The organism is Bacteroides sp. 1_1_14, assembly GCF_000162515.1.
Classification (GTDB): Bacteria; Bacteroidota; Bacteroidia; order Bacteroidales; family Bacteroidaceae; genus Bacteroides; species Bacteroides thetaiotaomicron.
Genome location: NZ_GG774704.1, coordinates 583,597 through 598,826, shown reverse-complemented (window position 1 = coordinate 598,826; position 15,230 = coordinate 583,597). Strand labels below are relative to the sequence as shown.

At 44.0% G+C, this 15,230-nt stretch carries 13 protein-coding genes, 1 pseudogene and 1 riboswitch; of the genes and pseudogenes, 11 read left to right on the top strand and 3 right to left on the bottom strand.

The window, feature by feature from the left end:
• Positions 1–125: 125 nt before the first annotated feature.
• Entirely contained in the window at positions 126–995 is an 870-nt protein-coding gene (locus HMPREF9007_RS15565; protein WP_008761165.1) for a hypothetical protein, read from the bottom strand.
• A gap of 530 nt (positions 996–1,525) precedes the next feature.
• On the opposite strand from HMPREF9007_RS15565, the gene HMPREF9007_RS15570 reads away from it, so the two are divergent.
• From HMPREF9007_RS15570 to pncB, 7 genes are all read left to right on the top strand, one after another.
• Complete coding sequence (locus HMPREF9007_RS15570; RefSeq protein ID WP_008761164.1) at positions 1,526–2,464, top strand: DUF1848 domain-containing protein; 939 nt, start codon at positions 1,526–1,528, stop codon at positions 2,462–2,464.
• A gap of 383 nt (positions 2,465–2,847) precedes the next feature.
• Positions 2,848–3,627, top strand: a complete 780-nt coding sequence (locus HMPREF9007_RS15575; RefSeq protein WP_008761163.1) for an SDR family NAD(P)-dependent oxidoreductase — start codon at positions 2,848–2,850, stop codon at positions 3,625–3,627.
• Between the two features lie 238 nt (positions 3,628–3,865).
• Positions 3,866–4,465: a TetR family transcriptional regulator gene (locus tag HMPREF9007_RS15580; RefSeq protein WP_008761162.1), complete on the top strand. Its 600-nt coding sequence runs from the start codon at positions 3,866–3,868 to the stop codon at positions 4,463–4,465.
• A 10-nt stretch (positions 4,466–4,475) separates the two neighbouring features.
• Entirely contained in the window at positions 4,476–5,198 is a 723-nt protein-coding gene (locus HMPREF9007_RS15585; protein WP_008761161.1) for a hypothetical protein, read from the top strand.
• Between the two features lie 409 nt (positions 5,199–5,607).
• Complete coding sequence (locus tag HMPREF9007_RS15595; RefSeq protein ID WP_277754649.1) at positions 5,608–6,000, top strand: hypothetical protein; 393 nt, start codon at positions 5,608–5,610, stop codon at positions 5,998–6,000.
• 2 nt (positions 6,001–6,002) lie between these two features.
• Positions 6,003–6,137, top strand: a complete 135-nt coding sequence (locus HMPREF9007_RS27605; protein WP_277754648.1) for a hypothetical protein — start codon at positions 6,003–6,005, stop codon at positions 6,135–6,137.
• Positions 6,138–6,222: 85 nt separating this feature from the next.
• Positions 6,223–7,392, top strand: coding sequence for a nicotinate phosphoribosyltransferase (gene pncB / locus HMPREF9007_RS15600; protein ID WP_008761159.1), 1,170 nt, complete (start codon positions 6,223–6,225; stop codon positions 7,390–7,392).
• A 212-nt stretch (positions 7,393–7,604) separates the two neighbouring features.
• Here pncB and HMPREF9007_RS15605 read toward each other — a convergent pair whose 3' ends face one another.
• Positions 7,605–7,928, bottom strand: coding sequence for a thioredoxin family protein (locus HMPREF9007_RS15605; protein WP_008761158.1), 324 nt, complete (start codon positions 7,926–7,928; stop codon positions 7,605–7,607).
• A 192-nt stretch (positions 7,929–8,120) separates the two neighbouring features.
• A riboswitch (cobalamin riboswitch) is annotated at positions 8,121–8,327 on the top strand.
• A gap of 135 nt (positions 8,328–8,462) precedes the next feature.
• On the opposite strand from HMPREF9007_RS15605, the gene accC reads away from it, so the two are divergent.
• The 4 genes and pseudogenes from accC to HMPREF9007_RS15625 all read left to right on the top strand — a co-directional run bounded on the left by accC (position 8,463) and on the right by HMPREF9007_RS15625 (position 13,724).
• Complete coding sequence (gene accC / locus HMPREF9007_RS15610; RefSeq protein ID WP_008761157.1) at positions 8,463–9,974, top strand: acetyl-CoA carboxylase biotin carboxylase subunit; 1,512 nt, start codon at positions 8,463–8,465, stop codon at positions 9,972–9,974.
• Positions 9,975–9,994: 20 nt separating this feature from the next.
• Positions 9,995–10,504 carry an acetyl-CoA carboxylase biotin carboxyl carrier protein subunit gene (locus tag HMPREF9007_RS15615; RefSeq protein ID WP_008761156.1) on the top strand — a complete coding sequence of 170 codons (510 nt, stop codon included), beginning with the start codon at positions 9,995–9,997 and terminating at the stop codon, positions 10,502–10,504.
• Between the two features lie 20 nt (positions 10,505–10,524).
• A pseudogene (locus HMPREF9007_RS15620) lies at positions 10,525–12,059 on the top strand (acyl-CoA carboxylase subunit beta).
• A gap of 162 nt (positions 12,060–12,221) precedes the next feature.
• Complete coding sequence (locus HMPREF9007_RS15625; RefSeq protein WP_008761154.1) at positions 12,222–13,724, top strand: arylsulfatase; 1,503 nt, start codon at positions 12,222–12,224, stop codon at positions 13,722–13,724.
• A gap of 182 nt (positions 13,725–13,906) precedes the next feature.
• On the opposite strand, the gene HMPREF9007_RS15630 is transcribed toward HMPREF9007_RS15625, so the two are convergent.
• A complete protein-coding gene (locus tag HMPREF9007_RS15630; RefSeq protein WP_032850295.1) occupies positions 13,907–14,941 on the bottom strand; it encodes a YeiH family protein in 1,035 nt (344 codons plus the stop codon).
• Positions 14,942–15,230 lie beyond the last annotated feature (289 nt).

Below are 15,230 nucleotides of genomic sequence, written 5' to 3'. Positions count from 1 at the left end.
TTAATTATGGAAGCAAAAGTAGAGAGTCTCTTTGAATCTGTATTGTAAAAAAGAGACATTCTGACAAAAAAGAAGCTGCCCCATTATAGAATCATGAGACAGCCCTACCAAAAATCGTATTTATTTCAAATAACAGAAAGCCCGTATTCATAGGCTTCTGACATCGCCTGATATTCTTTGTCCGAATATGCGCCTTTACTTCTTGCCTTCTGCATATCATTCATAAAGGACTTAACGGTAGAGAGGAAACTCTGAAAATTCTTCAGTTCTTCATCATAACCGGTAACAGCCGGAATTTTTTCCGCAGCCTTCAGTTCCTTCTCCAGTTCCGCCATTTTCAAATCAATCCGCATTCCGTCCATTGCATGTTTGCGGGAATACAAATTCATTATGCTCTGCACCGTGCCTGACATCTTGCGCATCGCCATTATCTGATCTTTCAACGGCTCATCAGCCAAAAGTTCACTCTCCGCTTGTTCGGTCAAAGGACTTAGAATATCAAAAATCACTTGCTTATACTCGGACAGTTCTACGCTCAACTTATAGTTTTCATTCAGAAGCTGAGCCGTTTTTGCTGTATCTTTCGACTTCTTATAAGCAAGAAATTTATTGAAGTTATCATAGAACTGTGTCCGCACATTAAACAATCCGGCATAATTCTGCTTTAGATTCTGACGGACTTCCGGATTAAAATAGTCTCCCGGATCCAACAATTCCGCTGTATCACGCGCAGCTATTTCCGGAGGTGCAATCGGTTCAACTTCAGGCACTTTCCCAGTTTGTTCCATGTATCCCAACACTGCGTTTATATCTTTCGCATTAGCCACATGCCTCAATACAGCAAGTGACATATGATAATAATTGATCACCTTACTGGCATTATCCAATTCCTCCGTACTTTCCGAGGATACAGTCTGCTTTTTACTTCCCCCCGAACAGGAAGACAACAGCAAAGCACCGACCAGTGCTCCAAACAATAAAAATTTCTTTTTCATAATGTTCTCCTTATTAGTTACTTTTCGTACTATAACAATAAAAGACGATTTTTGTTATGTACAAATAATAGGTATCACATACACTTACAGCGGTGGAAAAATTCAAGATGCTATTAACGATGATTAAAGAATAAACAATTATCGACGTATAAAAACAAAAAATGGCTACTCATCACGAGCAACCAATCTTTTGTTAACCTTAAATCTAATACTTATGAAAAAAACACAGTACAAATATACCACCTTTCAAGTAAATAGCAAATTTCAGAGCCGAATCGGACGATAATATAACACGGTTTAATATTCTCGGAAGCGCATTAACATTTCAGACTTTTCATGTTAACATTTAACATATTCATTCACAGTTCCTGCTTAAAGAGATTCTTGAAAAAGCAACTAAGTCCGCTTTTTCCTCTCATCTCTTATTAAACCTTTATCAGTATGCTCTATTCTCCCATCCATCCGTTCTATTGATTATTTTTCATCACGGAATTATTGCAATACAACCAATTTTACCGTAACTTTGAAATATGATAATTAGCGCCAGCCGCCGGACAGATATTCCGGCATTCTATTCGCAATGGTTCTTCAACCGGATTAAAGAAGGATACGTGTTAGTTCCCAATCCTTTTAATCCTAAAATGATCAGCAAGGTCAGCTTACATCCTGCTGTGGTAGATTGCATCGTGTTCTGGACCAAGAATCCTGCTCCGATGATTGATAAACTGGATCATCTGCAAGACTACAAATACTACTTTCAGTTCACCCTCAATCCTTACGGAGAGAAATTAGAAAATAATCTGCCGTCTATCGACAAACGAATAGACATATTCAAACGCCTTTCGGATAAAATAGGAAAAGAGAAAGTGATCTGGCGCTATGACCCGATACTGACCAATGAAGAGTACGACGTTTCTTTCCATAAGGAGGCATTCGCCCAAATTGCCTACAGACTTAAAGACCATACCGAAAAGTGTATGCTGGGATTTATTGACCATTACCAGCATATCCGCACCGCAGTCGGCCAGTTCAACATACAGCCGTTGCGAAAAGAGGAGATTGAAGAAATAGCCGTCTCTTTCAGGAATACCATCAACGAATATCCTGCTATCCAACTGGATACCTGCACCTCCAAAGTTGATCTGAGACATTTGGGAATCCCTGCCGGACTGTGTATCGACAAAGAACTGATCGAAAGAATCACCGGTTACCCCATCTTTGCCAAAAAAGACAAAAATCAGCGGAATGTCTGCAATTGCATTGAAAGTATCGACATAGGCACTTATGAAAGTTGCCTCAACGGATGCATCTATTGTTACGCCATCAAAGGCAATTACAACAGCGTGGAATATAACACTAAGAAGCATGACAGGAACTCGCCTTTGCTGATCGGGCATCCGGCAGAAGATGATGTAGTGAAGGAACGGGAAATGAAAAGTCTGCGAAGCAATCAATATTCATTATTCTGAATCACGCCCGGACTCCAAATAATTCCTTCGCATAAGAACAAAAAAAAGGCTATCTATCCCAGACAGCCAATCTTTGTTAACCTTAAATCTAATACTATGAAAAACACAGTACAAAGATACGGACTTTTGCCTCATCTCCAAATTTTCCGGCTAAAACGGGACATCTTATAACATGGTTTAATAGAATCAGAACCGCATTAACAAATAAGCAACTTCATGTTAACATTTAGCAGTCTTCTTAAATATTTAGCCTATAAAACTGAATGAGATGCAAAAGTTTTCGAATCTGTTGCCGATTCCTATTAATAAGAGTTTACAGGCAACAACAAATCCATTCATTAGCTGTTACTTAGAGGAAGGTAATCATCAAATTCTCAACATATATGAAAAGATTTGAAAACAAAGTAGTCGTCATCACCGGTGCTGCCGGTGGCATTGGCGAAGCAACCACACGCCGCATCGTCTCCGAAGGAGGAAAAGTAGTCATCGCCGATCATTCGCAGGAAAGGGCCGACAAGCTTGCCGCCGAACTCACTCAAGCAGGGGCCGACGTGCGTCCCATCTATTTCTCCGCTACCGAACTCCAAAGCTGTAAAGAGCTGGTTGATTTCGCCATGAAGGAATACGGTCAGATAGATGTACTTATAAACAACGTAGGCGGAACCGACCCCAAACGTGATCTGAATATCGAAAAGCTGGATATCGATTACTTCGACGAAGTATTCCATCTGAACCTTTGCTGCACGATGTATCTTTCTCAGCAGGTCATTCCCATCATGACCACCCACGGAGGCGGAAATATCGTAAATGTAGCATCCATAAGCGGGCTGACAGCCGACGCCAACGGCACCCTCTACGGAGCCAGCAAAGCAGGTGTCATCAATCTGACTAAATATATCGCCACCCAAATGGGAAAGAAAAATATCCGCTGCAATGCCGTAGCACCGGGACTGGTTCTTACCCCTGCCGCACTGGACAATCTGAACGAAGAAGTACGCAATATATTTCTGGGACAGTGCGCCACGCCTTATTTGGGAGAACCCGAAGACGTTGCCGCCACCATTGCATTCCTGGCCTCCAACGATGCACGATACATCACTGGACAGACGATTGTGGTAGACGGCGGCTTAACCATTCACAATCCTACCGTTGAATTATCATAAATATACCCCGGACAGTATATCCTGCTTTTTATCATAAGAACGATTGGCTATCAAAAAGTATCTTACTCCTTGCCAATAAAGCCAGATGTACTGTCCATTTATTCTCTTCTTCATCCCCCCTCTCAGCATACTCCAAAGCCTTTTTTTCTAATTAACAAATAAAAATTCTATTTTTCCCCTCGATGTTACCGATAGGAAACATACTTTTGTGACCAAGTAGTAACAACATCATAAGACAATGGAAAAAGAGATGATCAAAAACAGGCAGGCAACGGAGCTGGCACTGATCAAAGCCGTTGATGACATTATCGAAGAAAGCGGTTTCGAAGGACTGGGAATCAATGCGGTGGCAGCCAAAGCCGGAGTAGCCAAAATGCTCATTTACCGCTATTTCAATTCGCTGGACGGATTGATAGCTGCCTATATCCAGCAAAATGATTACTGGATTAACTTCGACGAAGAATTGCCGGACCCGGAACATATCGGCACTTTTATCAAGCAGGTATTCAGAAGGCAGATTATGGAATTAAGGAAAAGCTATACGCTGAAACGCCTTTACCGCTGGGAGTTGACGACGAATAACAAATTCGTCAGAGAACTGCGCGAGATACGGGAAGAGAAAGGTATCCGACTGGTAGAAGCAGTGAGCCGGCTCTCCAGACATCCGCAAAAAGAGACGGCCGCCGTAGCTTCCATTGTAACGGCAGCCATCAGTTATCTGGTATTACTCGAAGAGAACTGTCCGGTCTACAACGGACTCAGAATACAGGAAGAAAACGGTTGGGAACAACTGGAAACAGGAATTAATCTATTGGTAGACCTTTGGCTACAGAAATAAACAAAATCAAATGAACAAGATGACAATGATGGGAGTATGGCTGATCGCCTTATTTAGTACCGGATGCAATCAGGATTTGGTAGAGTACAACAGCAATGACCTCAAAATCTCTATCGAAAAGGGAGAAGAATGGCTGCACAAATTTCCTCTCTTTCTGGGGATCAACAAAAAGAATCCGCCACAAATCGCTATCTGGACGGAAGATATGAAGGGACATTATCTGTCCACTGTGTATGTGACACATAAAATCGCTACTCAATCCTGGCAGTTCTCCGGCGGTAACCGGAGAAAAGAGGCGCTGCCCCACTGGTGTTATCAGAGAGGAGTAGAATCGGAGGACGGCTTATATCTTCCGACAAAGAAGTCTCCACTGGTCGATGGAATCACCGGAGCGACTCCGCAGGGAAGCTTCCAAGTGAAAATGGTCTCCACGGGAAAACAGAAGCAGTTCGTCGTCAAAGCAGAAATCAATCATTCGACAGATTTCAATGAAGCATTCCCTAAATCCGCCAAAGAAGGGGACGCCAACTACACCGGCGGAAAAGAAGGAAGCGGCCAGCCGGCTCTGGTCTATGCCGCAGAAGTTGACCTGACGTCCGGCAAGAAAGAATTTACAGCTAAACTAATCGGACACAGCAGCCCCGATGGCAGCAACGGAGAGATCGTAACCGATACCTCTTCACTTACCACAGCACTGCATATCGTCAAGAGTATAACCATTCATATCCAATAAGCAAAGTAAATAAAAGGCTGCAACTATGAGCAGGTTATTACTATAAGCATCCGTTCTCTCTTTAACGAGAAAAAATTCTCACGCCTTTGAGAAAAAATTCTCATTGCGGTGAGAACTTTTTCTCAATGCGATGAGAAACTTTTCTCATAGTGGTGAGAATTTTTTCTCATCACCATGAGAATGATTGAGAATATAGTAATCCGTATCATACTGTATAATAATCATATACGTATTTTGCGTCTTACGGTTTACAGCCATAATTGATTGGTTATAAAGAAGCTTATTCCTAAAAAAAGTATTTTTTCGCCTATTTTGTTGAAGCATCACCGCCATGGAAAGCGAAAATATCCTAAAATCAGTACTCAACGCTTGCAAATATATATCTATAAACATTCATCCTCATATCCTTATGAAACACTTCATCTTCACTCTGACTCTGCTATTCCTTATTGTCATACACGCTGACGGGCAGACAGACAGCAAACATTTCTCCTATACGACCTATATCGGCACGGGACTTTCTATGGGCCAACCATCTCAAACGCCCTTCAACTGGCAGATCATAGCACACTATCACATCGGGCAACGATTTACCATCGGCGCAGGAAGCGGACTGTCCATCTATGAAAAAGCTCTTATTCCGCTGTATGCCAATGCACAGTTCTTCATGACGCGGCCAAAGAAACTTACTCCCTATCTGGAATGCAACATCGGCGGCTCATTGGCGGCTGCCAAAGAAACCAATGGCGGATTCTATCTTTCACCATCTGTAGGAGCACAGGTAAAGCTCACTCAAAACTAAAAATGAATATTGCCTTAGGCTATGAAATACAGCAACTGGAAAGGCTGAAACAGCGGACCGATGAATATTTCCATACTGAATTCAAGGAAGAACTGTCTCACCACTCCATCACCCTAAAAGTGGGATTAACTTACTAAAAGAAGGAATTATTGCCAATTAATCAGTAGGATTGTCCAACAAATACTAACTTTACAACGTTTTACATATTAAAGAATAAACGGTATGATTGTAAGAACACTGCTGGATACGGACCTCTATAAGTTTACCACCTCGTACGCTTATATCAAATTATTCCCTTACGCAATGGGTACTTTCAGTTTCAACGACAGAAACGAAACTGAATATACCGAAGAGTTTCTGGAAGCGCTCAAAAGCGAATTCAACAAACTCAGCCGGTTGAGACTTACGGAAGAGGAACTGGAATACATGACACGCAATTGCCGGTTTCTTCCGAGAGTCTATTGGGAATGGCTGTCTTCTTTCCGTTTTGATCCGGACAAGATCGATATTCATCTGGACACAACGGGCCGGCTGCATATTGAAGTCAGCGATTTTCTTTATAAAGTCACACTGTATGAAGTACCGCTGCTCGCCATCGTATCCGAAATCAAAAACAAGTTTTTCGGCAATGTACCCGATATGAGCGAGATACTCTGCAAATTGTCGGAGAAAGTGGAATTGTCCAATCAGCACCAGCTCCGCTTCTCGGAGTTCGGCACGCGGAGAAGATTCTCAATCGACGTACAGGAGACGGTGATCAAACGGCTGAATGATACGGCCAAATACTGTACCGGAACTTCCAATTGCTATTTTGCCATGAAGTACGGCATGAAAATGATGGGAACTCATCCGCATGAGTGGTTCATGTTTCATGGGGCACAGTTCGGATATAAGCACGCCAACTATATGGCGCTCGAAAACTGGGTGAATGTATACGACGGAGATTTGGGCATTGCGCTGTCCGACACTTATACTTCAGGAATATTCCTGAGCAATCTCAGCCGCAAGCAGGCCAAGCTATTCGACGGAGTGCGCTGCGATTCCGGCAATGAGTTTGATTTTATCGATAAGCTGGTAGCCCGCTATAAAGAACTGGGCATCGATGCCACTACCAAAACTATCGTCTTCAGCAACGCTCTCGACTTCACGAAAGCACTGGAAATTCAGGAATACTGCAAGGACAAGATTCGCTGTTCCTTCGGAATCGGCACCAATCTTACGAATGATACAGGATTTACCCCTTCCAACATTGTCATGAAACTCACGCAATGCAAAATGAATGTCAATCAGGAATGGAGAGAATGCATCAAACTATCGGATGACGAAGGAAAGCATACAGGCAGTCCGGAGGAAGTACAGGCTTGTCTGTACGAACTAAGGCTGGCGAAATAAAGACCGCTCCGAACAGAAAGCCGGGGTACGGGCATAAAAAAAGGAGCAACGCCTTGCTCCAACCTTTGTTAACCTTAAATCTAATACTATGAAAAACACAGTGCAAAGATACGGACTTCTGTGTTATTAGCAAATTATCCAAATAAAAAAGTATGTTTCATAACACGATTTAAAACTTTCATAGAAAAGCATCCCTTTTTATTAATACTTTTTCAAGATTTAAACTCTTTGACCGCTCTTCCCAATCTTTCCAGCGTCAGTTCACCGGATTGTCTCCAGAGCTGTTCACCTTTTCTGAAAAGAATGAATGTGGGAGTGGATTCAATGGTATAGAAATTAGCGAGATCACTTTCCTCGTCTACGTCTACCTGTACTACCTCGACTATCCCTTCCATCTCTTTCTTGAACTCTTTTATCAAAGGCTGCATACGCTGGCAGTGAGGACACCACGTTGCATAAAATTCTGCCATTACCCAGTCATCACCCGCCAGTTTCTCTCTGTTTCTCGTATCACGAGCTATTTTCTTTTCTTTCATATCGATTCTCCTTTTAATTAATTAGTGGGAGTCTTAACAATACAAAAAGAGGAAGGTTTAACGCATAAACATTAATACACAGAGATTTAGTTCTATTGGAAAAGTAAAGGAGAGGAAATATCTGCCGGAGTATTCATTGCACAAAACTGAAACTTTCGTGCAAAAATAGAACACAGTATTCAATATTTATTTATCTTTGCCCCCCGAAATGGTTCGGAGTCCGTGTCCAACGGATGACGATTAAAAGGGAATCGGGTGTAAATCCCGTACAGTCCCGCTGCTGTGAAGCTCTATACAATGTCTTATTAATGAACTAATTTATCGCCACTGATGTTATTTTGGGAAGGCACTATAAGACAAGAGTCAGTCAGAAGACCTGCCACTTCGCGTAAAGCGTTCTTCTGCCTCGTGGGTTAGGAGAAAGAACATCATTTGTTAAGCCCCAAATCAAGAAAATACTGTGTTTCTGTCGGATGGACTATGTCTGTGAAGATGGGAAGGCATTAAATAAGTATGTACTTAATTGAGTAAAGTATGATAAAAAAAATCTTAGTAGCCAATCGCGGTGAAATTGCCATAAGGGTGATGCGCTCCTGCCGGGAAATGGAGATAACGAGTATCGCAATTTTCTCCGAAGCAGACCGGACCGCGAAGCACGTGCTCTATGCAGACGAAGCTTATTGCGTAGGACCGGCAGCATCCAAAGAAAGTTATCTGAATATAGAAAAAATCATCGAAGTGGCAAAGGAATGCCATGCTGACGCTATTCATCCGGGATATGGTTTCCTGTCCGAAAACGCAACTTTCGCCCGACGCTGTCAGGAAGAAAATATTATTTTTATCGGACCGGACCCCGAAACGATGGAGGCAATGGGCGACAAGATATCCGCCCGTATTAAAATGATCGAGGCAGGAGTCCCTGTCGTTCCCGGCACACAGGAGAATCTGAAAAGTGTGGAAGAAGCCGTAGAACTCTGCAACAAGATCGGTTATCCGGTGATGCTGAAAGCATCTATGGGCGGCGGCGGAAAAGGTATGCGCCTTATCCACAGTGCGGAAGAGGTGGAAGAGGCTTATACAACTGCCAAGAGCGAGTCACTTTCTTCTTTTGGCGACGATACCGTTTATCTGGAGAAGTTCGTGGAGGAACCTCATCACATTGAATTTCAGATTCTGGGCGACAAACACGGAAACGTGATTCACCTGTGCGAACGCGAATGTTCCGTACAGCGCCGCAACCAAAAGATTGTGGAAGAGACGCCATCGGTTTTCGTGACTCCCGAACTGCGTAAAGATATGGGTGAAAAGGCGGTAGCCGCGGCCAAAGCGGTCAACTATATCGGTGCAGGCACGATTGAGTTCTTGGTCGACAAGCATCGCAATTATTACTTCCTCGAAATGAACACCCGTCTGCAAGTAGAACATCCGATAACGGAAGAAGTGGTCGGAGTGGACTTGGTGAAAGAGCAGATCAAAGTTGCCGACGGACAAGTGCTCCAGCTGAAACAGAAAGATATCCAACAGCGCGGCCATGCCATCGAATGCCGTATTTGTGCCGAAGACACGGAAATGAACTTCATGCCGAGCCCAGGAATCATCAAACAGATTACAGAACCGAACGGAATCGGTGTTCGTATCGACAGTTACGTTTACGAAGGATATGAAATCCCGATCTATTATGACCCGATGATCGGCAAACTGATCGTATGGGCTACCAACCGCGAATATGCCATCGAACGGATGCGCCGCGTACTCCATGAGTATAAACTGACAGGTGTAAAGAACAATATCAGCTACCTACGTGCCATCATGGACACACCGGATTTCGTGGAAGGTCATTACGACACAGGCTTTATCACCAAGAACGGCGAACATCTGCAACAATGCATCATGCGCACCAGCGAACGTGCCGAAAATATTGCCATGATTGCTGCCTACATGGATTATCTGATGAATCTTGAAGAAAACAGAGGTGACGCAACGGACAACCGTCCCATCAGCAAATGGAAAGAATTCGGTTTGCACAAAGGTGTACTTCGTATCTAAACTAAAAACAGCATTCAATTATGGAAATTCATATAGGAGACCGCGTAGCGGAAATAGAGCTCGTCAGCAAGGAAGACAATAAAGTGGTACTTACCATTGACGGAAAACCGTTTGAAGCAGATGTTGTGATGGCCGAAAATGGCACCTGCAATATTCTGATGGACGGTCGCAGCGCAAACGCACAACTGATTCGCCGCGAAAACGGTAAAAGCTATAAGGTAAATACGCATTATAGCAGTTTCAATGTTGAAATCGTGGACAGCCAGGCAAAGTATCTGCGTATGCGCAAGAAAGGCGAAGATGAACAGAACGACCGCATCACTTCCCCAATGCCGGGAAAGGTGGTGAAAATCCCTGTTACGGCAGGGCAGGAAATGAAAACGGGAGATACCGTCATCGTCATCGAAGCCATGAAAATGCAGAGCAACTACAAAGTGACTTCAGATTGCCGCATCAAGGAAATTCTGGTTCAAGAAGGCGACAACATCACCGGTGACCAGACATTAATAACATTAGAGCCGATTGTATAATACTAAAAACGGATTGCATCATGGAAGAAATAAATAAAGCATACGCCACGTTCCAGGAACGTGACCGCATCGCTTCCCTCGGTGGGGGCGTGGAAAAGATTGAAAAGCAACACGAAAACGGAAAGATGACTGCCCGCGAGCGTATCGAAATGCTGCTCGACAAAGGTACTTTTGTTGAACTGGACAAGTTGATGGTTCACCGCTGCACCAACTATGGCATGGACAAAAACAAGATTCCGGGAGACGGCATCGTATCCGGTTACGGAAAGATTGACGGGCGCCAGGTATTTGTTTATGCCTACGACTTTACAGTCTACGGAGGTTCACTGTCTGCTTCGAACGCGAAAAAGATTGTGAAAGTGCAGCAACTGGCATTGAAGAACGGTGCTCCGATAATTGCGCTGAATGATTCCGGAGGTGCACGTATTCAGGAAGGAATTGAAAGCCTTTCCGGCTATGCGGATATTTTCTATCAGAACACAATGGCAAGCGGGGTGATTCCTCAGATTTCGGCTATTCTTGGTCCGTGTGCCGGAGGCGCCTGCTACTCTCCTGCCCTCACCGACTTCATCTTTATGGTGAAAGAAAAGAGTCACATGTTTGTGACAGGTCCGGATGTGGTAAAGACTGTGATTCACGAAGAGGTAAGCAAAGAAGAACTGGGCGGTGCCATGACACACAGCAGTAAAAGCGGTGTCACTCACTTTATGTGCAATACCGAAGAAGAACTGTTGATGAGCATTCGCGAACTGCTTTCCTTCTTGCCTCAGAATAATATGGACGAAACGAAAAAGCAGAACTGTACTGACGAGACCAACCGTGAAGATGCCGTACTCGACACCATCGTCCCCGCAGACCCGAATGTACCATACGACATGAAGGATATCATCGAACGGGTAGTAGATAACGGCTATTTCTTCGAAGTAATGACTAACTTCGCAAAGAATATCATCATCGGTTTTGCACGTCTGGCAGGCCGTTCGGTTGGTATTGTCGCCAATCAGCCGGCCTACCTTGCCGGTGTTCTCGACATTGACGCCAGCGACAAGGCAAGCCGCTTCATCCGTTTCTGCGACTGTTTCAACATTCCGTTGATTACTTTCGAAGATGTGCCGGGATTTCTTCCCGGATATACGCAGGAGAACAACGGTATCATCCGCCACGGTGCTAAAATCGTTTATGCGTTTGCCGAAGCTACCGTTCCCAAACTGACAGTCATTACCCGCAAGGCATACGGTGGCGCGTATATTGTGATGAACTCCAAACAGACAGGTGCAGATGTGAACTTCGCTTATCCGAGTGCGGAAATCGCAGTCATGGGTGCGGAAGGTGCGGTAAACATCCTGTTCCGCAAAGCGGATGCAGAGACAAAAGATAAAGAACTGGAAGCCTACAGGAAAAGTTTGCCACTCCCTACCAAGCTGCCGAACTAGGATTCATCGATGAAATCATCTATCCGAGACAAACCCGCAAACGTCTGATCCAGGCACTGGAAATGACAGAGAACAAGATGCAGACGAATCCGCCTAAAAAACATGGAAATATGCCTTTATAAGTTATAGGCGATTACCTATAATAAAAGAGACTGTTTCAGTACAGGTGCCCCCACCTGTTTCTGAAACAGTTTCTTTTTTCATATAAAAAGCAGAAATGCTTTCACGCAAAATAGATAAAACTTTATACCTTTGCAGTATTACATTATGAAAAACCTGAAAATATGATTAACCTGAAATGTACATTTGCCGTCACGGCCGGATTGTGCTCATCTTTGGCCTATGCACAAAACCAACCGCACATTATCTTAATTATGACCGATCAGCAACGTGGCGACGCCATGGGATCCATGGGTAATGAATCTGTAATCTCCCCCCATCTGGACGCTTTGGCAAGCGAAGGAACGTTGTTTATGAACGGATATTCTTCGTGTCCCAGCAGTACCCCTGCCCGTGCCGGACTGTTGACCGGACAGTCTCCCTGGCATCATGGCTTGTTAGGATATGGCAAAGTTGCCCCCAAGTACAACCACGAAATGCCTCAGATGCTGAAAGATGCCGGATATTATACCTTCGGTATCGGAAAAATGCACTGGCATCCGCAACGAATCAAACACGGTTTCGAAGGAACGCTGCTGGATGAAAGCGGACGCCGGGAAGATCCGAATTTCATCAGTGACTATCGCTTATGGTTTCAAATACAAGCACCGGGAAAGAACCCGGATGAAACCGGAATCGGATGGAACGATCACGGAGCAGCTACCTATAAACTGAAAGAAAGTCTGCACCCTACTTATTGGACCGGTGAAATGGCTTGTCAGATGATACAGAATTATGATAACGGCAATCAGCCTTTATTTCTGAAAGTTTCCTTTGCCCGTCCCCACAGCCCGTACGACCCGCCTCAACGCTTTCTCGACATGTATAAGGATGCACAGGTTCCCGATCCCGTCATTGGTGACTGGTGTGGGAAATACGCTAAAGAACTGGACCCCGAAAAAGCAGCCAAAGATGCTCCCTACGGCAACTTCGGAAATGAATATGCACGTCACTCCAAACGCTATTATTATGCCAACATCACTTTCATAGACGAACAGATAGGGCGTGTCCTCCAGACCTTAAAAGACAAGGGGATGTATGATAATTCCCTTATCATTTTCGTTTCCGATCATGGAGATATGATGGGAGATCACTACCACTGGCGGAAGACTTACCCGTATGAAGGATCTACGCACATACCTTATATTATTAAATGGCCAGCCAAAGCGCAAGTCGTTCCCGGCAAGGTGGATAATCCCGTAGAACTTCGTGACCTGCTGCCAACTTTCCTCGAAATAGCGGGAACCTCCGTCCCCACCGACATAGACGGACGCTCTCTGCTATCTTTGGCTAAAGGCACAGAAACGGAATGGCGCAAATACATTGATCTGGAACATGCCACTTGCTACAGTGATGACAACTATTGGTGTGCCTTGACCGACGGAAAGATTAAATATATCTGGTACTTCTATACAGGTGAAGAGCAATTGTTTGACCTTGCCAAAGATCCTAAAGAACTGCATAATGCTATGAACGACAAGAAATATAAAAAGCTGCTGGCAGGCATGCGTGCAGAAATGATCCGCCACCTCAGTGAACGGGGAGAGGAATTTGTGAAAGACGGTCAATTGGTTGTCCGCAAAAAAACGATGCTTTACGGTCCTAACTATCCGAAAGAAAAGCGATAAATATAGCCTGCCCGGATGAAACGCATCACTTTCGCCACAAATTGTATCTATCATACAGATAAAATGGGAAGTTCTCAGTGACCGACACTTAATTTATCCGTCCAAGATTGTACAATTTGCGGTGAAAGTGATAATAAGTATTTTGCAAGGAGACGTTTTTCCCTTACATCTGATGATTTCTCCTACATCAGATAAGGAGTGAGATACTTCACAAGGAAATATCCGCCGACTACCAGCCACACATAAAGTAAAAGAGCCAGTACGAAAGGTTTGGCTCCGGCCTTTCTGAATTTATCGATGCTTGTTTCTGTCCCGAGTGCCGTCATAGCCATTGTCAGCAAAATGGTATCCAGTGTGTTAATACCTGCCACCAACTGCGCAGGAAGCAAATCAAAAGAATTGAAAGCGATGACACCCATAAAGCCTATTGCAAACCAGGGCACCGCAATCTTCTGAAACTTCTGTCCTTTCTGCACTTGTCTTTTCCGCGCTCTCGCCACCAGATAGGTAGTAATCAGAAGCACAGGAACCAACATCATCACACGAATCATTTTCACTATGATGGCAGAATCCGAAATACCGTTTCCCATCGCATCTCCGGCACCTACTACATGAGCAACCTCATGCAGAGTAGCCCCCGTATAAATCCCCATCTGATCGGGAGTCAGTGCACAAAGTCCGTTCCGGTACAAGAAAGGATACAGAAACATGGAAATAGTACCGAAAATCACGACAGTAGACACGGACACAGCCGTTTTATATGGCTTTGCCTTGATGGTCGATTCAGCCCCCAGAATAGCGGCGGCTCCACAAATTCCACTTCCGATGGAAGTAAGCAATGCGATTCCACGGTCCATCTTCAGCAGCTTACCAAGATAGATGCCGCCACAAATAGTCACAGCCACAATAATCACATCGATCAGCATAGCCGGCAATCCGATAGCCATCACATCCTGAAAAGTCAATCTGAAACCATATAAAATGATACCGATACGCAGAATCTTCTTTGAGCAAAACTGGATTCCCGGCACCCACGTTTCCGGAAGGTGGTTTCGCAGACTATTGGCATAAAGCATACCCAAAATGATACCGACAATCATCGGACTGAAAGAAATACTTCTTACAAAAGACATCTCGCCAATATAAAATGCAGCACAAGAAAATAATGCTATCAACAGGACACCGTGCAGCATGCTACTTCTCTTTTCATTGAACATAAATGATTTGATTTAAGTGATACTTAATTATTTCTTTTTTGCAAAGGAAGACATTTTCCGGCAGACTGAATCACAGAATTTTATTATGTCGGATAATCCCTGGTTATAACCCCAAAGCGGTTATAACAAAAAAACGGCACCTCGATTCACATCGCAGCACCGTCACAACACAAACACAAAATAAAACACGACAAAACTACTATGCAATCTTACCTGTTATGCCGGGGAGGCATATCTTGCTTGACTTATCTATATTCGCATACCCATAAGAAGCTTTATCAGGTGATTT